The 22,414-nt window shown below is 58.7% G+C and carries 19 protein-coding genes; 7 read left to right on the top strand and 12 right to left on the bottom strand.

Annotated elements, in window-relative coordinates:
* Positions 1-2: 2 nt before the first annotated feature.
* From ACRER8_RS13045 to rpsB, 10 genes are all read right to left on the bottom strand, one after another.
* Complete coding sequence (locus tag ACRER8_RS13045; RefSeq protein WP_110951336.1) at positions 3-506, bottom strand: OmpH family outer membrane protein; 504 nt, start codon at positions 504-506, stop codon at positions 3-5.
* Between the two features lie 46 nt (positions 507-552).
* Positions 553-2,943: an outer membrane protein assembly factor BamA gene (bamA, locus tag ACRER8_RS13050; RefSeq protein WP_431746670.1), complete on the bottom strand. Its 2,391-nt coding sequence runs from the start codon at positions 2,941-2,943 to the stop codon at positions 553-555.
* Positions 2,944-3,018: 75 nt separating this feature from the next.
* Positions 3,019-4,371: a sigma E protease regulator RseP gene (rseP, locus tag ACRER8_RS13055; protein WP_431746671.1), complete on the bottom strand. Its 1,353-nt coding sequence runs from the start codon at positions 4,369-4,371 to the stop codon at positions 3,019-3,021.
* A gap of 93 nt (positions 4,372-4,464) precedes the next feature.
* The gene (gene ispC, locus ACRER8_RS13060; RefSeq protein ID WP_431746672.1) at positions 4,465-5,655 is read right to left on the bottom strand and encodes a 1-deoxy-D-xylulose-5-phosphate reductoisomerase; all 1,191 of its coding nucleotides are present in this window, start codon (positions 5,653-5,655) and stop codon (positions 4,465-4,467) included.
* A complete protein-coding gene (locus ACRER8_RS13065; RefSeq protein WP_431746673.1) occupies positions 5,652-6,470 on the bottom strand; it encodes a phosphatidate cytidylyltransferase in 819 nt (272 codons plus the stop codon). The genes ispC and ACRER8_RS13065 overlap by 4 nt, the downstream gene beginning before the upstream one ends.
* Entirely contained in the window at positions 6,470-7,225 is a 756-nt protein-coding gene (uppS, locus tag ACRER8_RS13070) for a polyprenyl diphosphate synthase (RefSeq protein ID WP_431746674.1), read from the bottom strand. The genes ACRER8_RS13065 and uppS overlap by 1 nt, the downstream gene beginning before the upstream one ends.
* 16 nt (positions 7,226-7,241) lie before the next feature.
* A complete protein-coding gene (gene frr, locus ACRER8_RS13075) occupies positions 7,242-7,799 on the bottom strand; it encodes a ribosome recycling factor (protein ID WP_431746675.1) in 558 nt (185 codons plus the stop codon).
* On the bottom strand, positions 7,796-8,539 hold the full coding sequence (gene pyrH, locus ACRER8_RS13080) for a UMP kinase (protein ID WP_019692086.1): 744 nt from the start codon (positions 8,537-8,539) through the stop codon (positions 7,796-7,798). The genes frr and pyrH overlap by 4 nt, the downstream gene beginning before the upstream one ends.
* Before the next feature lie 193 nt (positions 8,540-8,732).
* Positions 8,733-9,596: a translation elongation factor Ts gene (gene tsf / locus ACRER8_RS13085; RefSeq protein ID WP_431746676.1), complete on the bottom strand. Its 864-nt coding sequence runs from the start codon at positions 9,594-9,596 to the stop codon at positions 8,733-8,735.
* 187 nt (positions 9,597-9,783) lie between these two features.
* Complete coding sequence (gene rpsB / locus ACRER8_RS13090; protein WP_074752735.1) at positions 9,784-10,524, bottom strand: 30S ribosomal protein S2; 741 nt, start codon at positions 10,522-10,524, stop codon at positions 9,784-9,786.
* A 339-nt stretch (positions 10,525-10,863) separates the two neighbouring features.
* Between rpsB and map the strand changes: the two genes are divergently transcribed.
* The 3 genes from map to dapC all read left to right on the top strand — a co-directional run bounded on the left by map (position 10,864) and on the right by dapC (position 15,676).
* Positions 10,864-11,646, top strand: coding sequence for a type I methionyl aminopeptidase (gene map / locus ACRER8_RS13095; protein WP_431746677.1), 783 nt, complete (start codon positions 10,864-10,866; stop codon positions 11,644-11,646).
* Between the two features lie 53 nt (positions 11,647-11,699).
* Positions 11,700-14,399: a [protein-PII] uridylyltransferase gene (locus ACRER8_RS13100; RefSeq protein ID WP_431746678.1), complete on the top strand. Its 2,700-nt coding sequence runs from the start codon at positions 11,700-11,702 to the stop codon at positions 14,397-14,399.
* An 80-nt stretch (positions 14,400-14,479) separates the two neighbouring features.
* The gene (gene dapC, locus ACRER8_RS13105; RefSeq protein WP_431746679.1) at positions 14,480-15,676 is read left to right on the top strand and encodes a succinyldiaminopimelate transaminase; all 1,197 of its coding nucleotides are present in this window, start codon (positions 14,480-14,482) and stop codon (positions 15,674-15,676) included.
* A gap of 509 nt (positions 15,677-16,185) precedes the next feature.
* Here dapC and ACRER8_RS13110 read toward each other — a convergent pair.
* Positions 16,186-17,832, bottom strand: coding sequence for a Na+/H+ antiporter (locus ACRER8_RS13110; protein WP_431746680.1), 1,647 nt, complete (start codon positions 17,830-17,832; stop codon positions 16,186-16,188).
* Between the two features lie 282 nt (positions 17,833-18,114).
* Here ACRER8_RS13110 and ACRER8_RS13115 point away from each other — a divergent pair, with 282 nt between their 5' ends.
* The 4 genes from ACRER8_RS13115 to ACRER8_RS13130 all read left to right on the top strand — a co-directional run bounded on the left by ACRER8_RS13115 (position 18,115) and on the right by ACRER8_RS13130 (position 21,338).
* Positions 18,115-18,423, top strand: a complete 309-nt coding sequence (locus ACRER8_RS13115; protein WP_431746686.1) for an arsenate reductase — start codon at positions 18,115-18,117, stop codon at positions 18,421-18,423.
* Between the two features lie 208 nt (positions 18,424-18,631).
* The gene (gene dapD, locus ACRER8_RS13120; protein ID WP_431746681.1) at positions 18,632-19,666 is read left to right on the top strand and encodes a 2,3,4,5-tetrahydropyridine-2,6-dicarboxylate N-succinyltransferase; all 1,035 of its coding nucleotides are present in this window, start codon (positions 18,632-18,634) and stop codon (positions 19,664-19,666) included.
* A 65-nt stretch (positions 19,667-19,731) separates the two neighbouring features.
* Positions 19,732-20,937, top strand: a complete 1,206-nt coding sequence (locus ACRER8_RS13125) for an aminotransferase class V-fold PLP-dependent enzyme (protein WP_431746682.1) — start codon at positions 19,732-19,734, stop codon at positions 20,935-20,937.
* Positions 20,934-21,338 (top strand): SufE family protein, encoded by a 405-nt coding sequence (locus tag ACRER8_RS13130; protein ID WP_431746683.1) that lies wholly within the window; start codon positions 20,934-20,936, stop codon positions 21,336-21,338. The genes ACRER8_RS13125 and ACRER8_RS13130 overlap by 4 nt, the downstream gene beginning before the upstream one ends.
* Positions 21,339-21,477: 139 nt before the next feature.
* Here ACRER8_RS13130 and tcdA read toward each other — a convergent pair whose 3' ends face one another.
* A complete protein-coding gene (gene tcdA / locus ACRER8_RS13135; RefSeq protein ID WP_431746684.1) occupies positions 21,478-22,302 on the bottom strand; it encodes a tRNA cyclic N6-threonylcarbamoyladenosine(37) synthase TcdA in 825 nt (274 codons plus the stop codon).
* Positions 22,303-22,414 lie beyond the last annotated feature (112 nt).

The following is a 22,414-nucleotide window of genomic DNA, read 5'->3' on the forward strand; positions in this document are numbered from 1 at the left end:
AGTTACTTCAGTTGGTTCATGCGCTCGATGACCTGGCGAGTGACGTCGTACTGTGGCTTGACGTCAATCACGGCACCGCGCTCGAACACCAGGTCGAAACCGCCTTTCTTGATCACTTCTTCAACGGCCTGGTCCAGTTTCGGCTTCAGCTGCTTGAGCATGTCGCGGTCGGCAACAGCCTTGGCTTCATTCAGTTCCTTGGACTGGAACTGGAAGTCACGAGCCTTCTGTTTGAAGTCCAGCTCCAGTTTCTCGCGCTCAGGCTGAGCCATCTTGTCGCCACCGGCGACCAGACGATCCTGAATGCCTTTGGCGCTGCTTTCCAAAGCCTTGAGCTTGGTCAGCTGAGGGCCGAATTTCTTTTCAGCGTCGACTGCATACTTCTTGGCAGCATCCGACTCGAGCAGCGCCATCTGATAATTCAGTACGGCGATCTTCATATCGGCGAATGCGGGGCCCGCGACCAGAACGGTTGCCAGCAGTGCCAATTGGGTCAACTTACGCACGTTGTAACTCCTACAGAATTCGTTGTCGTGATCAGGGATCAGACCCTTAGAAGGTCTGACCGAGAGAGAATTGGAAGACCTGGGTTTCGGTGTCGTTGTCCGGTTTCTTGACCGGCATGGCCAGCGCGAAACTCAACGGTCCCAGTGCAGTGATCCAGGTGACACCTACGCCGACAGAGCTTGCCAGCCCAGACAGCTCAGGCCCATTGCACTGGATCTTCTCACCGCTGAGGGAGGTCTTGGCGTTGTCACAGTTGGTGTTGAATACGTTACCCACGTCCCAGAACAAAGAGGTGCGCAGCGAGCGCTGGTCCTTGATGAATGGCAGCGGGAACAGAATCTCGGCACCACCGGTGATCAAGACGTTACCACCGAACGGCAGCGGATCCTGATCCGGGTCGGCGATGGTGCCTGGCTTACCGCCAGGATTGCCTGCACCGCGGCTCGGCGTACTGCGCGGGCCCAGGGTGCTGTCCTTGAAGCCACGAACCGAGTTGAAACCACCGGCATAGTAATTCTCGTAGAACGGCAGACCGGAGGTCGAACCGTAACCGTCGCCGTAACCCAACTCGGAGTGCAGACGCAGGGTGGTGTTGGTGGTGATCGGGTGGAACAACTGGCCACGGTAATCAAGTTTGTAGAACGACAGGTCGCTGCCCGGGATGGTGGTTTCCAGGGTCAGACTCTGGGAAGAACCACGGGTCGGCAGTGTGCCTTTGTTAAGAGTCGATTCGGACCAGCCGACGGACGCCTTGAAGTTGGTGAAGCTGTCGCCTTCCTTGTCGATGAAGTCGAAAATCTCGTCAACTGTATAACGACCGGTGCTCAATTCGTCCTTCTGTACTGACAAGCCGAAGTTCAGACGCGAAGTCTCACTGATCGGGTAGCCCATGTTGATACCGGCACCCAGGCTATCCACCGAGTAGCTTGCCACGTCGACATCGAGATCATCGTAGTCGGTCTTGCGGTAGAAGGCGCTGTAGCCGAGGCTGACGCCGTCCGGCGTGAAATACGGATCGACATAGCTGAAGTTGTAGCGGGTCTGGTATTCACTTTTGGTCAAGCCGATGCTGACCTTGTTACCCGTCCCCAGGAAGTTGTTCTGGCTGATCGAACCACCGAGGATCAGACCTGCGCTTTGCGCGAAACCAACGCTGGCGGTGATCGAACCGGAAGCTTGTTCTTCCACGGCGTAGTTCACGTCAACTTGATCGTCGGTACCCGGCACGGCAGGCGTCTCGACGTTCACCTCCTTGAAGAAGCCCAGGCGGTCCAGACGGGTCTTGGACTGGTCGATCAGGTAAGTAGATGCCCAACCGCCTTCCATCTGACGCATCTCACGACGAAGCACTTCATCCGCGGTCTTGGTGTTGCCGCGGAAATTGATGCGGTTCACGTAAGCACGCTTGCCAGGATCGACAGCAAAAGTGATGTCCACGGTGTGGTCTTCATCGTTCGCGGTCGGCACGCCGTTGACGTTGGCGAAGGTATAGCCCTCGTTACCGAGACGACGGGTGATCAGTTCGGAGGTGGTGGTCATGACCTTGCGCGAGAATACCTGGCCCGGCTTGACCAGCAGCAGCGATTTGACCTGGTCTTCAGGCACTTTGAGATCACCGCTCAGCTTGACCGACTTGACGCTGTACTTGTCGCCTTCATGGATGTTGACGGTGATGTACACGCTTTTCTTGTCAGGCGTGATCGAAACCTGGGTCGAGGCGATATCCATGTTGATATAGCCGCGATCAAGATAGTAAGAACGCAGACGTTCCAGGTCGCCGGAGAGTTTTTCCCGGGCGTACTTGTCGTCGTTCTTGAAGAAGGAAAGCCAGTTGGTGGTTTTCAGCTCGAACAGGTCGACCAGATCCTGTTCCGGGAACACCGAATTGCCCACCACGTTGATGTGCTGGATCGCGGCGACTGCGCCTTCGTTGATGTTGATCTTCAGACCGACACGGTTACGTGGCTGTGGAACGACTTCGGTAGCGACTTCTGCCGAGTAGCGGCCTTGAGCGACGTACTGACGCTGCAGTTCGTTACGAACGCCTTCGAGGGTCGCACGCTGGAAGATCTCGCCTTCGGCCAGACCCGATTGCTTCAGGCCCTTCATCAGGTCTTCTGTGGTGATCGCCTTGTTGCCCTCGATCTCGATGCTCGACACCGATGGGCGCTCGACCACGGTAATCACCAGGACATTGCCCTCACGGCCCAGCTGGATGTCCTGGAAGAATCCGGTTTTGAACAGCGCGCGCGTTGCATCGACAAGACGCGCGTCATCGGCCTGTTCACCCACGTTCAACGGCAACGCGCCAAAGACACTCCCAGCGGACACCCGCTGCAAGCCGTTGACACGGATATCGGAGATAGTGAAGGACTCGGCGTGAACTTCGGCGATCATCAGTACGGCAAGAACCGCAGTTAGCAGCAGACGTTTCATGAAGTCCTTTCTTATTCCAACTGGCAATAAACAAACTGCCGCAAAATGCGGCAGATTCACAATTCGGCGTAGCTTTTACAGTCGTCCCAGATCGTTGACCAGTGCGAGCAACATGACTCCAACCACTAGACTGATCCCGATCTGAACCCCCCAGCCCTGCACCTTTTCCGACAGTGGACGACCACGCGCCCACTCGATCAGATAAAACAGCAAGTGCCCCCCGTCCAACACTGGAATGGGCAGCAAATTGAGAACCCCCAGGCTTATGCTCAGATAAGCAAGGAAATTCAAGAAGTCACCTACACCTGACTGGGCCGAAGCGCCCGCCACTTTAGCAATGGTTATCGGTCCGCTCAAGTTTTTTACCGAGAGCTCGCCGAACAACATTTTCTTCAGTGAATCGAGCGTCAACACGCTCATGGTCCATGTACGTCGCGCGCCCTCTGCCACGGCGGCCACAGGACCATAGCTGACCTCGCGGAGCATTTCAGGTGGCCAGTCGATACCTTTTACCCCGGCACCGAGATACCCGGTTGCCGCCTTGCCTTCACCGTGAGCGACCAGCGTTACCGGCACATCGATTTTCGTACCATCGCGCTCGATATTCAGAGAAATGCGGGTATCAGGACGGATACGAACCCAATCCACAACTTGCTGCCAGTCATTGAGAGGCTGGCCGTCCAGCGCCAACAGTCGATCACCGGTTTTCAGACCAGCGGCCTGAGCAGGACCCGCCGGATCGAGTTCAGCCAGCACCGGCGGCAGGGCCGGACGCCATGGGCGAATACCCAACGAGCGGATCGGGTCCGGCTCAGAGGCGCCCTTGAGCCAGTTATCGAGAACCAGGGAGCGTGGGGTTTCCACATCGGAGCCCTGCTCGCGGACCTTCAGCGCAATGCTGCCGGTCTCGCCAAGGCGCCGTACCAATTGAAGATTGACCGCCGACCAGCCGGTGGTGGGCTCGCCATCGACCGAGACGATTTCCTGACCGGAAATCAGTCCGGCCTTCTGCGCGATGCTGCCTTCTTCGACGCCACCGATGACCGGCCGCACTTGCTGGCTGCCCAACATCGCCAGTACCCAGAAAAATACAATTGCCAGCAGAAAGTTGGCGACGGGGCCCGCGATGACGATAGCGATGCGTTGATACACGGACTTGCGATTGAAGGATTGATCGGCCAACTCGGCAGGCACTTCACCTTCACGCTCGTCGAGCATCTTCACGTAGCCGCCCAAAGGAATGGCGGCTACGACATATTCGGTGCCTTTACGATCTTGCCAGCGCAGCAGCGGCATGCCGAAGCCCACCGAGAAACGCAACACTTTGACGCCACACCGCCGGGCTACCCAGAAATGGCCGAATTCGTGAAAGGTCACCAGCACACCCAGGGCAACCAGGGTGCCGACAATCATATATAGCGCACTCATCGCTGTTCTCCGGGTACCTGTTTGGCGTTGCGGGTTGACACCCATTGGCTGTCAGCCCGCTTCGATGGACCTGTGCCGAGTGGCATTTGCGGGTTATCGGCCATTACGTCCAAGCCACTGCTCAGCCAGCGCTCGCGCTCTGGCGTCGACTTCGAACACCGTTTCCAACTCGCTCACTGCCACGACAGGTTCAAGGTTCAGAACTTCGTCGATCATACTCGCGATTTCCGGAAAGCGAATGCGCCGATCCAGAAACGCCGCGACCGCGACCTCGTTGACGGCGTTCAAGACCGCAGGGGCACTGTCACCGACCTCGGCAGCTTGCCGCGCCAGACGCAGGCAAGGGAAGCGCAATTCGTCCGGTGCCTGAAAGTCCAGGCGCGCAATACTGAAAAGGTCCAGCGGCGGGACACCTGAGTCAATCCGTTCAGGCCAGGCCAATGCATGGGCGATCGGGGTGCGCATGTCCGGATTACCCAGTTGGGCCAACACCGAACCGTCCACATAATCCACCATGGAATGGATGACGCTCTGAGGATGAATCACCACTTCGATGCGCGTCGGAGTGGTATCGAACAACCAGCAGGCCTCGATCAGCTCGAGCCCCTTGTTCATCATGCTGGCGGAGTCGACGGAAATCTTGCGTCCCATGGACCAGTTCGGATGTGCGCATGCCTGCTCGGGTGAAACATGTTCCAGCTCCGGCAGCGGCGTCTCACGAAACGGCCCTCCGGATGCGGTGAGCAGGATCCGACGCACACCGACTGCGCCAAGACCACTGGCGTAGTTGCCGGGCAGACATTGAAAGATCGCGTTGTGTTCACTGTCGAGCGGCAACAGCACCGTGCCACTGCGCCGCACGGCTTGCATGAACAAGGCACCCGACATGACCAAGGCTTCCTTGTTGGCCAGCAGCACTTTCTTGCCCGCTTCTACGGCCGCCAGCGTCGGGCGCAACCCGGCCGCGCCCACGATGGCCGCGAGCACGGTATCCACCTGCGGATGTGCGCTGACTTCGCACAGACCGCCCTCCCCCACCAGCACATTGGTGTCGAGGCCGGCAGCGCGCAGGTCATCCTGCAATTGGCGTGCAGCACCTGTTGTCGGCACCACCGCGAACTGCGGTGTATGACGCACGCACAGCGCCAGCAACTCAGCCAGACGTGTGAAACCGGTCAGCGCGAATACTTTGTAACGCGCGGGATGACGACCAATGACGTCAAGGGTACTCAGGCCGACCGAGCCGGTAGCGCCCAGAACGGTAATCTGTTGAGGCTGACTCACATCACGCCCCAGTCTTTGGCTGCCCACAGCAGCAGGGCGAAAACCGGAATCGCAGCCGTGAGGCTGTCGATACGATCAAGTACGCCGCCATGTCCAGGCAACAGGTTGCTGCTGTCCTTCACGCCGGATTTACGCTTGAACATGCTCTCGGTGAGGTCGCCAACGACGGAAACCAGCACCACGATCGCCGCCCCCACCAGCGCAAACAGGATTTCAGAAACCGCCCAACCACGGTAAATGCCGACCACCAGGGTGATCAGCAGACATGCGACCAGCCCGCCATACAGGCCTTCCCAGCTTTTCCCCGGACTGACTTTCGGCGCCAACTTGCGCTTGCCGAACGCCTTGCCGGAAAAGTAAGCGCCGATATCTGCGCCCCACACCAGCACCATGACCGAAAGAATCAGCCAGTTACCCATCGGTGCGAGCTTGATGAGAATCAGGCCCTGCCAGGCGGGCAGCAGGATCAACAGTCCGATGACCAATTTGTAAAGCGCGCTGGACCAGTGCTCACTGGATTCAGGATAGGTCAGCACCAGCCATGTGGCCGCCAGCCACCAGATCAGGGCTGCCACCAGAATCCATGGCGCCAGGCCCGGCAGCAGGTACAGCAAAAACAGCAGGACAGCCACCACCACCGCATACGCCACGCGAATCGGCTGACTTTCGAAACCGGCCAGCCGCGCCCATTCCCAGGCACCCAACGCAACCACTGCGCCGATGAACAGCGCAAAGCTGCCCCCTTCGAGCAGGAAGAAGCCGCACAGCGCCAGCGGCGCGAGAATCAACGCTGTAATGATTCGTTGTTTAAGCATTAAGCACGGGCTCCAGCTTCTACCTGCTCGCTGGTTTTCCCGAAGCGGCGTTGGCGCGAAGCATAATCGGCCAGCGCGTGGCGCATGGCATCGTGTTTGAAGTCCGGCCAGAACAGGTCGGAGAAGTACAGCTCGGCGTAAGCCAGCTGCCATAGCAGGAAATTGCTGATGCGGTGCTCGCCACCGGTGCGTATGCACAGGTCAGGCAACGGCAGATCGCCTGTTGCCAGGCAGGTCTGCAGTAGCTCGGGCGTGATCTCCTCCGGGCGCAGATGCCCGGCCTGAACCTCGCGCGCGAGGCGCTGCGCCGCCTGGGCGATATCCCATTGACCACCATAGTTGGCAGCAATTTGCAGTACAAAGCGGTTATTGCCGGCGGTCCGTGCCTCCGCCTCGCGAATGGCAGTCTGAAGCTCGGGATGGAAACGTGAACGGTCGCCGATGATGCGCAGGCTGATACCGTTTTCGTTCAACCGCTTGGTCTCGCGACGCAGCGCCGTGAAGAACAGCTCCATGAGCGCCCCGACCTCTTCGGCCGGGCGCTGCCAGTTCTCGCTGGAGAAGGCGAACAGCGTCAGTACCTCGACCTTGGCCTCGGCACACACTTCGATAACCGCTCGCACAGCATCCACACCAGCCTTGTGACCCGCCACACCCGGCAACAGACGCTTTTTAGCCCAGCGATTGTTCCCATCCATGATGATCGCGACATGACGCGGCACCGACGACGGCACTGCCAGCTTTGTCTTTTCCATGAAAGCTTCCTGACTCTTATACGGCCATCAGGTCTTTTTCTTTCTCTTCCGTGGCCTTGGTGATCTGAGCCTCGAAGTCTTTGATCAGCTTGTCGATTTCAGCCGTTCCGCGACGCTCTTCGTCTTCGCTGATTTCCTTGTCCTTGACCAGCTTCTTCAGATCACCCAATGCATCGCGGCGGATGTTGCGCACGGCCACACGAGCATCTTCGGCTGCGCTTCGCGCCTGCTTGGTGAAGCCCTTGCGGGTTTCTTCAGTCAGGGCCGGCATGGAGATCAACAGCAACTCGCCGAGGTTGGTCGGGTTGAGATTCAAACCAGCGCTCTGAATCGCCTTGTCGACCGCCGCGAGCATATTGCGCTCAAACGCCACGACCTGCAGGGTCCGAGAATCTTTCACCGTGACGTTGGCAACATTGCTCAAAGGGGTATCAGCACCGTAGTACGGAACCATCACGCTACCCAGGATGCTTGGGTGCGCCTTGCCAGTACGAATCTGACCAAAAGCATGGTTCAGCGATTCGATGGATTTGCGCATGCGCTCTTGAGCGTCTTTTTTGATTTCGTTGATCATTGTTCGCCTTCCTCGATCAAGGTTCCTTCCGCGCCGCCATGCACGATGTTCAGCAGGGCACCGGGTTTATTCATGTTAAAGACACGCAGCGGCATCTTGTGGTCACGGCACAGGCAGATGGCCGTCAGATCCATTACGCCCAGCTTGCGATCCAGCACTTCATCGTAAGTCAGATGATCGAACTTCTCAGCATGCGGGTCCTTGAATGGATCGGCAGTGTACACACCATCGACCTTGGTTGCCTTCAACACGACGTCCGCGTCGATTTCGATCGCACGCAGGCAGGCGGCCGAATCGGTGGTGAAGAACGGGTTGCCGGTGCCAGCCGCGAAAATCACGACCTCCTTGGCGTTCAGGTGGCGCATGGCCTTGCGACGATCATAGTGATCGGTGACACCCACCATGGAAATGGCCGACATCACGATGGCGGAAATATTGGCACGCTCCAGCGCGTCACGCATTGCCAATGCATTCATCACAGTGGCCAGCATGCCCATGTGATCGCCTGTCACCCGATCCATCCCGGCAGCACTGAGTGCCGCGCCGCGGAACAGGTTGCCACCGCCGATGACCAGCCCGACCTGGACACCGATGCCTACCAACTGACCCACTTCCAGCGCCATGCGATCCAGCACTTTCGGGTCGATACCGAACTCTTCGGACCCCATCAGGGCCTCGCCGCTAAGCTTGAGTAGAATGCGTTTATAGCGAGCTTGATAACCACTGCCCTGCTGAGCCATTGCGAATCTCTCCTGCGGCGTTTAAAAAAAATCTGCGGCCGTTTCCAGCCTGCGCTAACTCTAGGCTACTTCATCAGGATTTCGCAGCCTCGTGAGCCACGCACCCTGGAAAAATAAATTCCTCCTGCCGTTTTGACAAAGAGGCTGCGCGCGTGAGCGGGCAGCCTCTTTGGTCGACAGTTGGAGAACCGTCTTATTGCTTGCTGGCAGCTACTTGAGCAGCGACTTCTTCAGCGAAGTTGTCGACTGGCTTCTCGATGCCTTCGCCTACTTTGAAGTAGGTGAACGAAACGATTTCAGCGCCGGCTTTCTTGGCCAGATCACCGACCTTGATTTCCGGGTTCTTGACGAACGCTTGCTCAACCAGGCTGGCTTCAGCCAGGAACTTGGTGATGCGACCCTGAACCATCTTCTCGGCGATCTCGGCAGGCTTGCCCTTGATCTTGTCTTCGTTCAATTGCAGGAAGACGTTCTTCTCGCGCTCGATCGCTTCAGGGGAAACGTCCGAAGGCAGCAGGAACTCAGGGTTGCTGGCTGCAACGTGCATGGCGATATCTTTGGCCAGTTCAGCGTCGCCACCTTTCAGAGCCACAACAACGCCGATCTTGTTGCCGTGCAGGTACGAACCCAGCACGTCGCCTTCAACGCGCGCCAGGCGACGGATGTTGACGTTTTCGCCTACTTTGGCAACCAGAGCGGTACGCTCGGCTTCCTGAGCTTCGATCAATTGTTCAACGGTAAGGTCCTGTTGATCGAATGCTTTTGCGACGCTGGCAGCGACGAAGTTCTTGAAGTCGTCCTGCAGAGCCAGGAAGTCGGTCTGCGAGTTGACTTCGATCAGGACAGCGCGCTTGCCGTTGTCCTTGATTGCGATAGCGCCTTCAGCAGCAACGTTGCCTGCTTTCTTGGCTGCCTTGATTGCGCCGGATGCACGCATATCGTCGATGGCTTTTTCGATGTCGCCGCCAGCCTTGGTCAGGGCCTTTTTGCAGTCCATCATGCCTTCGCCAGTACGCTCGCGCAGTTCTTTGACCAACGCTGCAGTAATCTCTGCCATTTCAAAATCCTCTTGGATAGGTCTTCAACCATTCCACCCGCCGGGCGGGCGTTCAAATTCTTGAAAATCCATGGTGACAGCCGCGCATGACATTAAGATCGATGGCAACGTCAGATGGTTTTCGAGGTGGCAAAAAGGGGGCCAAGCCCCCTTTTTGCGTACTGAGTAAACGCTAGGCGTTTGCTACTCAGCCTTCAACAGTTGCCGCTGGAGCTTCTTCAACGTAAACGTCGGTGCCGCCAGCAACGTTGTTGCGACCACGGATAACAGCGTCAGCCATCGAACCCATGTACAGCTGGATGGCGCGGATGGCGTCATCGTTACCTGGGATGATGTAGTCAACGCCTTCCGGGCTGCTGTTGGTATCGACTACGCCGATGACCGGGATACCCAGTTTGTTGGCTTCGGTGATCGCGATGCGCTCGTGATCGACGTCGATAACGAACAATGCGTCTGGCAGACCGCCCATGTCCTTGATACCACCCAGGCTACGATCCAGCTTTTCCAGATCGCGAGTGCGCATCAGCGCCTCTTTCTTGGTCAGCTTGGCGAAAGTACCGTCTTCGGCCTGAACTTCAAGCTCGCGCAGACGCTTGATGGAGGCACGGATGGTTTTGAAGTTGGTCAGCATGCCACCCAACCAGCGGTGATCGACGTACGGCGAACCGCAACGTGCTGCTTCTTCAGCAACGATCTTGCCAGCGGAACGCTTGGTGCCGACGAACAGAATCTTGTTTTTGCCCTGAGCCAGGCGCTCAACGAAAGTCAGAGCTTCGTTGAACATAGGCAGGGTTTTTTCAAGGTTGATGATGTGAATCTTGTTACGTGCGCCGAAAATGTACTTACCCATTTTCGGATTCCAGTAACGGGTTTGGTGACCGAAGTGCACACCGGCCTTCAGCATATCGCGCATGTTGACTTGGGACATGATAGTTCCTTGATAAGTCGGGTTAGGCCTCCACGTATCCCAATGACCAACCAGCGGCATGAGCCGAGGGCACCCAGGTCATCGTGTCGACACGTGTGTGGGTTTGAGCTTTCGGGGCGTACCCCGTAAAGCGGCGCATTTTATATCACAAAAGTCTGGATAACGGAACTGGAATCAAGATCCTGTTTTCTCGATGCTTTTGCCCCGCCCGGGACGCCGTACTACGCGTCCGGTCGGCTTCTATATAAGGAAGCGATGATAACCCGCCCGGCGGCGGTCTGGTAGAATCGCGTTTTTCCGTGTTTTAGCTGCGGCCCTGCCGCGCCGAGAGAGCCTTGTATGACTGTTACCATCAAAACCCCTGAAGACATCGAAAAGATGCGTATCGCCGGTCGTCTGGCCGCGGACGTCCTGGAAATGATCGGGCCGTACGTCAAGCCTGGCGTCACCACCGACGAGCTGGACCGCATCTGCCACGACTACATCGTCAATGAGCAAAAGGCGATCCCCGCCCCACTGAACTACAAGGGCTTCCCCAAATCCATCTGCACCTCCATCAATCACGTTGTCTGCCACGGCATCCCGAACGAGAAGCCGCTCAAGGAAGGCGACGTGTTGAACATCGACATCACCGTGATCAAAGACGGTTACCACGGCGATACCAGCAGGATGTTCCACGTGGGCAAGGTGCCAGAATGGGCCGAACGTCTGTCGAAGATCACCCAGGAATGCATGTATAAAGGCATCGAACTGGTCAAGCCGGGCGCGCATCTGGGCGATATCGGCGAGGTGATCCAGAAGCACGCCGAGAAAAACGGGTTTTCGGTGGTCAAGGAATACTGTGGTCACGGCATCGGTAAGGTGTTCCACGAAGAGCCGCAAGTACTGCACTACGGCAAGGCGGGCACCGGCATGGAGCTCAAGGAAGGAATGACCTTCACCATCGAGCCGATGATCAACCAGGGCAAGGCCGACACGCGCCTGCTGGGCGACGGCTGGACGGCCATCACCAAGGACCGCAAACTCTCGGCGCAATGGGAGCACACCATTCTGGTCACCGCCACCGGCTACGAGATCTTCACCCTGCGCAGCGACGACACCATCGCCCGCACATCGGCGTGATTATCCAGCCTTGATGCCTAGCTGGCCGATATAAATAGAAGGAAAGCAGTTCCATGCCGCAGGTGGACCCAGATTTGTTCGATCGTGGCCAGTTTCAGGCCGAGCTGGCATTGAAGGCGAGCCCCATCGCCGCCTTCAAGAAGGCTATCCGTCATGCCCGTGAGGTGCTGGATGAGCGCTTCAAGTCGGGCCGGGAGATTCGTCGGCTGATCGAGGACCGTGCCTGGTTCGTCGACAATATCCTGCAGCAGGCCTGGGAGCAGTTCGACTGGAGCGAGGACGCCGATATCGCCCTGCTCGCCGTTGGCGGCTATGGTCGCGGCGAATTGCACCCCTATTCCGACATCGACCTGCTGATTCTGCTGGACAGCGCCGATCACGAAGTTTTCCGTGATTCCATCGAGCGCTTTCTGACCCTTCTGTGGGACATCGGCCTTGAGGTAGGCCAGAGCGTGCGCTCCGTCGAAGAATGCGCGACGGAAGCACGGGCCGACCTGACGGTGATCACCAACCTCATGGAAAGCCGCACCATCGCCGGTCCCGAGCATCTGCGCCAGCGCATGCTGGAAGTCACCAGCCCCAATGAAATGTGGCCGAGCAAGGACTTCTTCCTGGCCAAACGCGCCGAGCAAAAGGCCCGTCATCACAAGTATTTCGACACCGAATACAATCTGGAGCCGAACGTCAAAGGTTCCCCCGGTGGCTTGCGCGACATTCAGACCATCCTCTGGGTCGCCCGTCGTCAATACGGCACGTTGAACCTGCATGCGCTGGCCGATCAGGGTTTCCTGCTGGAAAGCGAAAACGCGTTGCTTGCCTCGTCCCAGGAATTTCTGTGGAAGGTACGCTATGCCCTGCACATGCTCGCCGGTCGTTCCGAAGACCGCTTGCTGTTCGACTACCAGACCAGCATCGCCCGGCTTCTGGGGTATCAGGACAGCGATGCGAAACTGGCCATCGAGCGCTTCATGCAGGACTACTACCGCGTGGTCATGAGCATTGCTCAGTTGAGCGATCTGATCATCCAGCACTTCGAGGAAGTGATTCTTTCAGACGACGAGCACACCGTCACCGAATCGATCAATTCGCGCTTCCAGCTGCATGATGGTTATATCGAGGCGACCAATCCGAATGTCTTCAAGCGCACGCCGTTCGCGATGCTGGAGATCTTCGTGCTGATGGCCCAACACCCGGAAATCAAGGGTGTGCGTGCCGACACCATTCGTTTGTTGCGCGAGCACCGGCATCTGATCAACGACGATTTCCGCAACGACATCCGCAACACCAGCCTATTCATCGAGCTGTTCAAGTGTGAGATCGGCATTCACCGCAACCTGAGGCGGATGAACCGGTATGGCATTCTCGGCCTTTACCTGCCTGAATTCGGACATATCGTCGGGCAGATGCAGCATGACCTGTTCCACATCTATACCGTCGACGCCCACACCCTGAACCTGATCAAGCACCTGCGTAAGCTTCAGTACACTCAGGTGTCAGAGAAATTCCCGCTGGCCAGCAAGCTCATGGGCAAACTGCCCAAACCCGAGCTGATCTATCTGGCCGGCCTGTACCACGACATTGGCAAAGGACGCGGTGGCGACCACTCCGAGCTTGGCGCGGCAGACGCCGAAGCGTTCGGCATTCGCCATCACCTGCCCCACTGGGACATCCAGCTGATCGTCTGGCTGGTGCAAAACCATCTGGTGATGTCCACCACGGCTCAGCGCAAGGACCTGTCCGATCCGCAGGTGATCCACGATTTTGCTCATTTCGTCGGCGATGAAGTGCATCTGGATTATCTCTATGTGCTGACCATAGCGGACATTAACGCCACCAACCCGACCCTCTGGAACTCCTGGCGCGCCAGCCTGCTGCGCCAGCTCTACACGGAAACCAAGCGCGCGCTCAAACGCGGCCTGGAAAACCCGGTGGATCGCGAAGAACAGATCCGCCGCACCCAGAGCGCCGCGCTGGATATTCTGGTGCGCAACGGCACCGACCCGGACGATGTAGAGCAGCTCTGGTCACAACTGGGCGATGACTACTTCCTGCGTCACACCGCGGGCGACGTGGCCTGGCACAGCGATGCCATCCTGCAGCAACCGGTCAATGGCGGGCCGCTGGTGCTGATCAAGGAAACCACGCAGCGGGAGTTCGAAGGAGGCACGCAGATATTCATCTACGCGCCGGATCAGCATGACTTCTTCGCCGTGACCGTTGCGGCGATGGATCAGCTGAACCTGAACATTCACGACGCGCGGGTCATCACCTCGACCAGTCAGTTCACCCTCGATACCTATATCGTGCTCGACAGCGATGGTGGCTCGATTGGCGAAAACCCGGAACGCATCAAGGCCATTCGTGACGGCCTGACCGAAGCCTTGCGCAACCCGGACGACTACCCGACGATCATCAAGCGCCGGGTACCACGTCAGCTCAAGCACTTTGCCTTCGCGCCAGTGGTGACCATCTCCAACGACGCCCAACGCCCGGTGACCGTACTGGAACTCAGCGCGCCGGACCGTCCCGGGCTGCTGGCACGCATCGGCAAGATCTTCCTGGAGTTCGACTTGTCGCTGCAGAACGCCAAGATCGCCACTCTTGGCGAGCGTGTGGAAGACGTGTTCTTCCTCACTGACGAGAACAATCAACCGCTATCCGATCCGCAACTGTGCAGCCGTCTGCAGGATGCAATCGTTCAGCAGCTCAGCGTGAACGCAGAGCCCACGAGCGAACTGCGCATCAGCATTTGAAACGACACCTTTGCAAGATATTCAACGGCGCCTGAACTCCGCGCAGGGGCAGGCGCCCCGCTCCTTGAGACCGATCGCCCATGAATGACGCTCTGCAACAGCTTCAGCCTTACCCGTTCGAAAAGCTTCGCGCCCTGCTCGGCAGCGTTACACCCAACCCGGCCAAACGCCCAATCGCCTTGTCCATCGGCGAACCCAAGCATAAATCGCCGCAGTTCGTGGCCAAGGCGCTGGCCGATAACCTGGACCAGATGGCCGTATACCCGACGACCGCAGGCATTCCTGCGCTACGTGAAGCTATCGCCAAATGGTGCGAGCGTCGGTTCAATGTTCCGCAAGGCTGGCTGGATGCAAGCAAACATGTGCTGCCCGTCAACGGCACCCGTGAAGCGCTGTTCGCGTTCACCCAGACTGTGGTCAATCGCAGCGATGACGGCCTGGTGATCAGCCCGAACCCGTTCTACCAGATCTACGAAGGCGCGGCGTTCCTGGCCGGTGCCAAGCCACACTATCTGCCATGTCTGGCCGAACACGGCTTCAACCCGGATTTCGACGCAGTGCCGGCGGACATCTGGAAGCGCTGCCAGATCCTGTTTTTATGCTCGCCCGGCAACCCGACCGGTGCGCTGATCCCGATGGAAACCCTGAAGAAACTCATCGCTCTGGCGGACGAATTCGATTTCGTGATCGCTGCAGATGAATGCTACAGCGAGCTATATTTCGACGAAGACACACCGCCGCCGGGCTTGCTGACTGCCTGCGCGGAGCTGGGCCGCAACGACTTCAAACGTTGCGTGGTTTTCCACAGCCTGTCCAAACGCTCCAACCTGCCTGGCCTGCGCTCGGGCTTCGTCGCCGGTGACGCTGACATCCTCAAGGGTTTCCTGCTCTATCGCACCTACCACGGCTGTGCCATGCCGGTTCAGACCCAACTGGCCAGCATCGCGGCATGGAATGACGAAGAGCATGTGCGCGCCAATCGTGACTTGTACCGGGAGAAATATGACGCGGTATTGAGCATCCTCTCCCCGGTGATGGACGTGCAGCGGCCAGACGGCAGTTTTTACCTGTGGCCGAATGTTGGGGGGGATGATGCGCAGTTCTGTCGTGACTTGTTTGAAGCCGAGCATGTGACGGTGGTGCCGGGCTCCTATCTGTCGCGGGATGTCGATGGCTTCAATCCGGGCGCCGGCCGCGTGCGTATGGCGCTGGTTGCACCGCTGGCGGAATGTGTCGAGGCGGCGGAACGGATTCGTGAGTTCGTCAAGAGTCGGTGATTTACGACTGGGTATGGCGGATTGGACCCTTTCATCCGGGGCCGTCATTCTTTACCCGCACTTCGAAAGAACGACATGCTCCCTGTGGCATAGCAAAATCGTGCACATACGCCACTCCTGTAGCAGTCCGCCTTGCCGGCGACAGATATTTCAAGGACGTCACCACCCAGCAAGCCGTGCTGCTACAGGCCCGGCGCGTACGCAAACTCCCGGCGCGCCGCAAAACCTGTAGGAGCCGGCCTGCTGGCGAATGCTGAGTGTCAGGCAACTCATCTGTAACTGACCCATCGAATTCGCCAGCAAGCCGGCTCCTGCAGTGGATTGGGTGCTGCGAAGAATGGTGTATGCCATCAGCCCGCGCTACTTTTCACACGCGATAGTTCAGTCGAAAAAACCGCAGCCTGGGTGCCGGCCGAACGCAGGCATAGCGGAGTGGGCCGAGCGGCACGGGCCCGATAACGGATATACACAAAAGCCAGTGCCCTTAAAAAAACAACACACCTTTCGACTTACCTGACAACCCCAAGATTGGCCTCACTCAAATCCAGCTCCGCCAAAATCAACCGCAACACATCATCACCAATCTTGCGGTGACGGTGCAGGCTATACAGCTCCAGTCGCTGGGCCCGCAGGGCATTGATGCGCATGCGTTTCTCCAGCTGGTCCATCTGGAACGCCAGCGCCTGCGCCTCCGCGGTGTCGTTGAAGATCTCAAGCCGCTGGCGATACTCGGACATGATCCGCGATTTCACTTCGGTGGCCAGGACTGCCTGGGCTGCGTCCGGAGAACTGGTGGCGCTGGGGATTTCCTGGTTTTCCAGGGTTTGAATCGCAGCCTGGGCCGTGAGCTTCCAGGCATCGCGCACCTCACGCTTGAAGCGCAGGTCCGGCTCACTGACCAATCCGCGCAGCAACAACGGCAGGCAGATGCTCGCAACCACCAGTGACAGCAGGATGACTCCTGCTGCAATGAAGATCAGCAGGTCACGCTCGGGAAACGCCACGTCCGCGGCAATCAGCATAGGCACCGACAACGTACCCGCAAGTGTCACCGCTCCACGCACGCCACCGACCGTCAATAGCAACGAGGAGCGCGTCGACAGTTCCAGCGAGCCGTCGCCATGCCCGCGCCAGCGTCGCAGTTGAATCATCAGACGCCAGACGCTTTGCACCCAAACGTAACGCAACACCGCCAGTACGACAAAAATCGCCAGCACATCCAGGCAACGCCAGAGCAGGGTCGGCCAAAGCGCGACTTCATGGTGGGTAACCGCGCTGATGATGTCCGGCAACTGCAAGCCCAGCAGCAAGAAGATCAGACCATTAAAGGCAAATTCCAACAGGGTCCAGACACTGCGATTAAGCAAGCGGGTGGTGGTTTGACGCGGCAATAGATCGACCCAGCTCTGCATCATCCCCGCCGCCACTGCCGAGAGGATGCCCGACATCTCGAGTCTTTCCGCCAGTACATAGGCGGCAAATGGCAGCAACAACATGAACACTACGTGGGTTGCCGGGTCGTCCCAGCCGTGGGTGATCATCCAACTGCGAAGACGCCCCACCAGCCAGCTCAGTGCAACGCCAACCGCCAGGCCACCGCAAGCGACCAGGAGGAAGGTCAGACTGGCGTCGGTCAGCGAAAACAGGCCGGTGATGGCAGCCGCCAAGGCAAATTTGAATGTCACCAGACCCGTGGCATCGTTCATCAAGGCTTCGCCCTGCAGCATGCGCATGATCGGCACGGGCAGGCGATCCTGGGCAATCGCCGACACGGCTACCGCGTCTGTCGGAGATAGAACAGCCGCGAGGGCGAACGCCACCGGCAGCGGAATACTGGGCAAGATCCAGTGAATGAAATAGCCAGCACCAACCACGGTAAAAACGACCAAGCCGACCGCAAGCGTCAGAATAGCCCCGCGATAGCGCCAGAAATCACGCTTGGGCATGCGCCAGCCGTCCGAGAACAACAGCGGGGGCAAGAAGAGAAAGAGGAATAATTCGGGGTCCAGCGCGACATGCAGTCCCAGCGTCGGCCAGGCCAGTAACGCACCCGCGGCGATCTGCACCAGCGGCAAAGGCAACGGGATTACCCGCGCCAGCAATCGTGAGACACCTACCAGCGTCAACAGGATAAGGACGGTATAGGCTGTCTGCATTGTGTATTTCTCCAAACGAGCGACTTTGAACTGACACCCGTAACGGACCCGGGCGCAGCGTCGAAGTGCCATATTAACGGCTTAAGCCGTGGCGCCGCGCCGATACATAGGTCTAGATCCAAGCAAAAGTCGCAGCAAACTGACACAAAGCATCGGCAGGCTGCGCCCAAGCGGCTTGTCCGTGGCATAATCCGTCACCGTTTTTTTCGTAATCCCAGAGGGGGCAAGCTCGTGAGTGGTACCAATAAGTTGCACCTGTACGGGATCAAAGCGTGCGACACCATGAAAAAGGCCCGCACCTGGCTCGATGAAAAATCGGTGAATTACGATTTCCACGACTACAAGACGCTGGGCATCGACCGCGAACACCTGACCCAGTGGTGCAACGAGCACGGCTGGCAGACAGTGTTGAATCGCGCTGGCACAACCTTCCGCAAACTGGATGAGGCGCAAAAAGCCGACCTCGACCAGGACAAGGCGATCGAACTGATGCTCGCCCAGCCGTCGATGATCAAACGCCCCGTGCTGGATCTTGGCGGCAAGACCGTGATTGGCTTCAAACCCGAACTGTACGCAACAGCTATCGCCTGAACAGGCCGTGTGAAAACGTAGTGAGCGAAGGCAAGACAAGGCAAAAACGGGTGAAAAACGGCCGGGGTCGCGTCCGACTCCAGGTGTTCTAAATGAGCGTTTTTCACCCGTTTTTAACGCAGTATCGTGCACGTTAAGCCGAAGGCTTCCAGCCCGCAGTAGTTTTTACACCGCCTGTGATCGAGATAGCCATTTAAGAGGTATTCGCATGTCCACTTCCCCGTTCAGCCTGGCCTTCGGCGTCGGCACCCAAAATCGTCAAGGCACTTGGCTGGAAGTCTTCTACGCCCTGCCACTGCTCAATCCGTCGGCCGAGATCGTTGCCGCTGTCGCGCCTGTCCTGGGCTACACCGGTGGCAATCAGGCCATCGCTTTCAATACCGACCTGGCTTCGAAGCTGGCCGACGCGCTGAAACCGGTGGACGCGGCCCAAGCCGCGCTGCTGACCCGTCTGGCCGAAAGCCACAAGCCGCTGGTGGCCACCATCCTGGCCGAAGACACCGCGCTGACTTCCACGCCCGAGGCTTACCTCAAGCTGCATCTGCTATCCCATCGTCTGGTCAAGCCCCACGGGCTGAGCCTGGCAGGCGTGTTCCCGCTACTGCCGAACGTGGCCTGGACCAGCCAGGGCGCCATCGATCTGAGCGAACTGGCCGAGCGTCAGCTGGAAGCTCGTTTGAAGGGTCACCTGCTGGAAGTGTTCTCGGTGGACAAGTTCCCGAAAATGACCGATTACGTGGTGCCAGCCGGCGTGCGTATCGCTGACACCGCGCGCGTGCGCCTGGGCGCTTACATCGGCGAAGGCACCACCGTCATGCACGAAGGTTTCGTCAACTTCAACGGCGGCACCGAAGGCCCTGGCATGATCGAAGGTCGTGTCTCGGCCGGCGTCTTCGTCGGCAAGGGTTCCGACCTGGGCGGCGGTTGTTCGACCATGGGCACCCTGTCCGGCGGCGGCAACATCGTGATCAAGGTCGGCGAAGGCTGCCTGATCGGCGCGAACGCCGGTATCGGTATTCCGTTGGGCGACCGCAACACCGTGGAAGCCGGTCTGTACATCACCGCGGGCACCAAAGTGGCGCTGCTGGATGAGAACAACGAACTGGTCAAGGTGCTCAAGGCCCGTGATCTGGCCGGTCAACCTGACCTGCTGTTCCGTCGCAACTCGCAAACCGGCGCCGTGGAATGCAAATCCCACAAGTCGGCCATCGAGTTGAACGAAGCGCTGCACGCTCACAACTGATAGAGCGATGCAAAGGACTGGAGTCCTCTTCCGAGGCTCCAGTCTCACTACAGAGTCTGAATGTCATGTCCCTCACTTCCCCCTGGCGCGCTGACTTCCCTGCACTCGATGCCCTTGATCGGCAAGGCCAGACCTATCTGGACAGCGCCGCTACCGCACAGAAACCCCAAGCCCTGATCGATGCAATGGCGCATTACTACGCCAATGGCGCGGCAAACGTGCATCGTGCCCAACATCTGCCCGGCGCGATGGCGACTCAGGCATTCGAAGAAACCCGTCGCAAGGCCGCCGAGTGGCTGAATACCGGATCATCCGGGCAAATCGTGTTCACCCACGGCGCTACGTCGGCGTTCAATCTGCTCGCCTACGGGTTGGAGCACTTGTTTCAGGCTGGCGACGAAATCGTGATCAGCGCCCTGGAACACCACGCCAATCTGTTGCCCTGGCAGCAATTGGCCAAACGCCGAGATCTGAAACTGGTCGTGTTGCCGCTGACAGCTCAGGGCGTGATCGATCTGCAAGTGGCTGACTCCTTGATCACCTCACGTACGCGGTTGCTCGCAGTCAGTCAGCTGTCCAACGTGATGGGCACATGGCAGCCTGTCGCGCAGTTGGTGGCGCTGGCCAAAGCAAGAGGCGCACTGACGGTCATCGATGGCGCGCAAGGCATCGTGCATGGTCGCCATGGCATGCAGGCGCTGGGTTGCGACTTTTATGTATTTTCCAGCCATAAGCTGTACGGCCCGGATGGCGTCGGCGTGTTGTTCGGTCGCCATGAAGCACTCGCGCAGCTGCGCCACTGGCAGTTCGGCGGCGAAATGGTGCTTCAGGCGGGTTATCAAGATGCGACGTTTCGCCGGGCACCGCTGGGTTTTGAGGCCGGGACGCCGCCTGTTTCCGGGGTGATCGGGCTGGGCGCGACCCTCGATTATTTGAACGACGTCAATCACGTTGCCGCTGCCGAGCATGAGGCCCGTTTGCACGAGGTGCTGTGCGCCGGGCTGATGCTGCGTGAAGGCGTGCGCATGGTGGGCGAGCCGCAGGTAGCACTGGCAAGTTTTGTCGTCGAGGGTGTGCACAACGCTGATCTGGCGCATTTACTGACTGAGCAAGGCATCGCCGTACGCGCCGGTCATCATTGCGCGATCCCGCTGATCAGTAGCCTGGGATTGTCGGGAGCGATCCGAGTGTCGTTGGCGCTGTACAACGATTCCACAGATCTTGAGCGATTTTTCAACGCGCTGGATCAGGCACTGGAGCTATTGCGATGAGCCTGCCGAATGATGCGCAGACCGCGCTGGACGCCTTTAACGCCTCGCTAAGCTGGGAGCAACGCGCACGCCTGCTGATGCAATGGGGTGAACGGCTGCCTGCGCTGGCCGACGAGGAAAAGACCGATGAACATCTGGTGGACGGTTGCGAGAGCAAGGTCTGGTTGCTGGGGGATGTGGTCGATGGGCGCTGGCAGTTTCGTGCTGCCAGTGATGCCCGCCTGATTCGCGGATTGGTAGCGTTGTTGCTGGCGCGGGTCAACGGCCTGTCGACGTCCGAGTTGCAGCAGGTCGATCTGAGCGACTGGTTCAATCAGTTGGGTTTGAGTCGCCAGCTGTCGCCTTCGCGCAGTAATGGGTTGAATGCGGTGTTGCAGAAGATGCGGCAGTTGGCGGGTTGAAGCCAGAGGAATGGGCGTCGATGACTCTCTGTGGGAGCGAATTCATTCGCGAACAGTCCGACACGCCACACATATGCATGGGATGGAATATCACATCGCCAATGAATTCGCTCCCCGGTAATGCGCACGTCCAGCCATTTCAGGATTGAACAGCTGCCTTCGCCTTGGCCCGCTCCGCCGGGCGTCGCACGCCTGCCACGATCTTCTCCACCGCCTTGGTGGCGGCGACCATGCCGAAGGTCGCCGTGACCATCATCACCGCCCCGAAACCACCGGCACAGTCGAGTTTCACGCCGTCACCGACAAAGCTTTTCTGCAGGCAGATGCTGCCATCCGGCTTGGGATAGCGCAGCTGCTCGGTCGAGAACACGCAAGGCACGCTGTAGTGACGGGTCACGGTACGGGAGAAGCCGTAATCGCGGCGCAGGGTCGAGCGCACTTTTGAGGCCAGCGGATCGTTGAAGGTGCGATTCAGATCGCAGACTTGAATCAATGTCGGATCGATCTGCCCGCCCGCGCCGCCGGTGGTGATGATCTGGATCTTGCGCCGTTTGCACCAGGCGATCAGCGCAGCCTTGGCGTTGACGCTGTCGATGCAGTCGAGCACGCAGTCGATGTCCGGCGTGATGTATTCGGCCATGGTTTCGCGGGTCACGAAATCTGCCACGGCATGCACCACGCAGTCTGGGTTGATCTCCCGCAAGCGCTCGGCCATGACCTCGACCTTCGCCCGACCGACGGTGCTGGTCAGGGCATGCAACTGGCGATTGCTGTTGCTGACGCAGACATCGTCCAGGTCGAACAGGGAAATCTCGCCCACACCGCAGCGGGCCATGGCTTCCGCCGCCCACGAACCAACGCCACCGATACCCACCACCGCCACATGGGCTGCGCGCAGGCGCTCCAGACCTTCGATGCCATACAGGCGGGCGACGCCAGCAAACCGCGGATCTTCTGTGCTCATGACCATTACCCCAAAAAACCGGCGGGCATTATAGGCCGTGCTTGAGATTGGGACAGCGGTCTGTTGGGGGTGTTTGGTCTGAAATTTCTGACAGGCTGACACGACCTGTAGG

This window comes from Pseudomonas sp. (genome assembly GCF_050739935.1).
Classification (GTDB): domain Bacteria; phylum Pseudomonadota; class Gammaproteobacteria; order Pseudomonadales; family Pseudomonadaceae; genus Aquipseudomonas.

Excerpts from the sequence above, each read along its gene's own strand:
- ACRER8_RS13125 (WP_431746682.1), top strand. The coding sequence starts at position 19,732 with ATGTCCCTCACTTCCCCCTGGCGCGCTGACTTCCCTGCACTCGATGCC.
- ACRER8_RS13110 (WP_431746680.1), bottom strand. The coding sequence starts at position 17,832 with ATGCAGACAGCCTATACCGTCCTTATCCTGTTGACGCTGGTAGGTGTC.
- dapD (WP_431746681.1), top strand. The coding sequence starts at position 18,632 with ATGTCCACTTCCCCGTTCAGCCTGGCCTTCGGCGTCGGCACCCAAAAT.
- tcdA (WP_431746684.1), bottom strand. The coding sequence starts at position 22,302 with ATGAGCACAGAAGATCCGCGGTTTGCTGGCGTCGCCCGCCTGTATGGC.
- pyrH (WP_019692086.1), bottom strand. The coding sequence starts at position 8,539 with ATGGCTCAGCAGGGCAGTGGTTATCAAGCTCGCTATAAACGCATTCTA.
- bamA (WP_431746670.1), bottom strand. The coding sequence starts at position 2,943 with ATGAAACGTCTGCTGCTAACTGCGGTTCTTGCCGTACTGATGATCGCC.
- ACRER8_RS13115 (WP_431746686.1), top strand. The coding sequence starts at position 18,115 with ATGAAAAAGGCCCGCACCTGGCTCGATGAAAAATCGGTGAATTACGAT.
- map (WP_431746677.1), top strand. The coding sequence starts at position 10,864 with ATGACTGTTACCATCAAAACCCCTGAAGACATCGAAAAGATGCGTATC.
- ACRER8_RS13130 (WP_431746683.1), top strand. The coding sequence starts at position 20,934 with ATGAGCCTGCCGAATGATGCGCAGACCGCGCTGGACGCCTTTAACGCC.
- dapC (WP_431746679.1), top strand. The coding sequence starts at position 14,480 with ATGAATGACGCTCTGCAACAGCTTCAGCCTTACCCGTTCGAAAAGCTT.
- rpsB (WP_074752735.1), bottom strand. The coding sequence starts at position 10,524 with ATGTCCCAAGTCAACATGCGCGATATGCTGAAGGCCGGTGTGCACTTC.
- uppS (WP_431746674.1), bottom strand. The coding sequence starts at position 7,225 with ATGGAAAAGACAAAGCTGGCAGTGCCGTCGTCGGTGCCGCGTCATGTC.
- ACRER8_RS13100 (WP_431746678.1), top strand. The coding sequence starts at position 11,700 with ATGCCGCAGGTGGACCCAGATTTGTTCGATCGTGGCCAGTTTCAGGCC.
- rseP (WP_431746671.1), bottom strand. The coding sequence starts at position 4,371 with ATGAGTGCGCTATATATGATTGTCGGCACCCTGGTTGCCCTGGGTGTG.
- frr (WP_431746675.1), bottom strand. The coding sequence starts at position 7,799 with ATGATCAACGAAATCAAAAAAGACGCTCAAGAGCGCATGCGCAAATCC.
- tsf (WP_431746676.1), bottom strand. The coding sequence starts at position 9,596 with ATGGCAGAGATTACTGCAGCGTTGGTCAAAGAACTGCGCGAGCGTACT.
- ACRER8_RS13065 (WP_431746673.1), bottom strand. The coding sequence starts at position 6,470 with ATGCTTAAACAACGAATCATTACAGCGTTGATTCTCGCGCCGCTGGCG.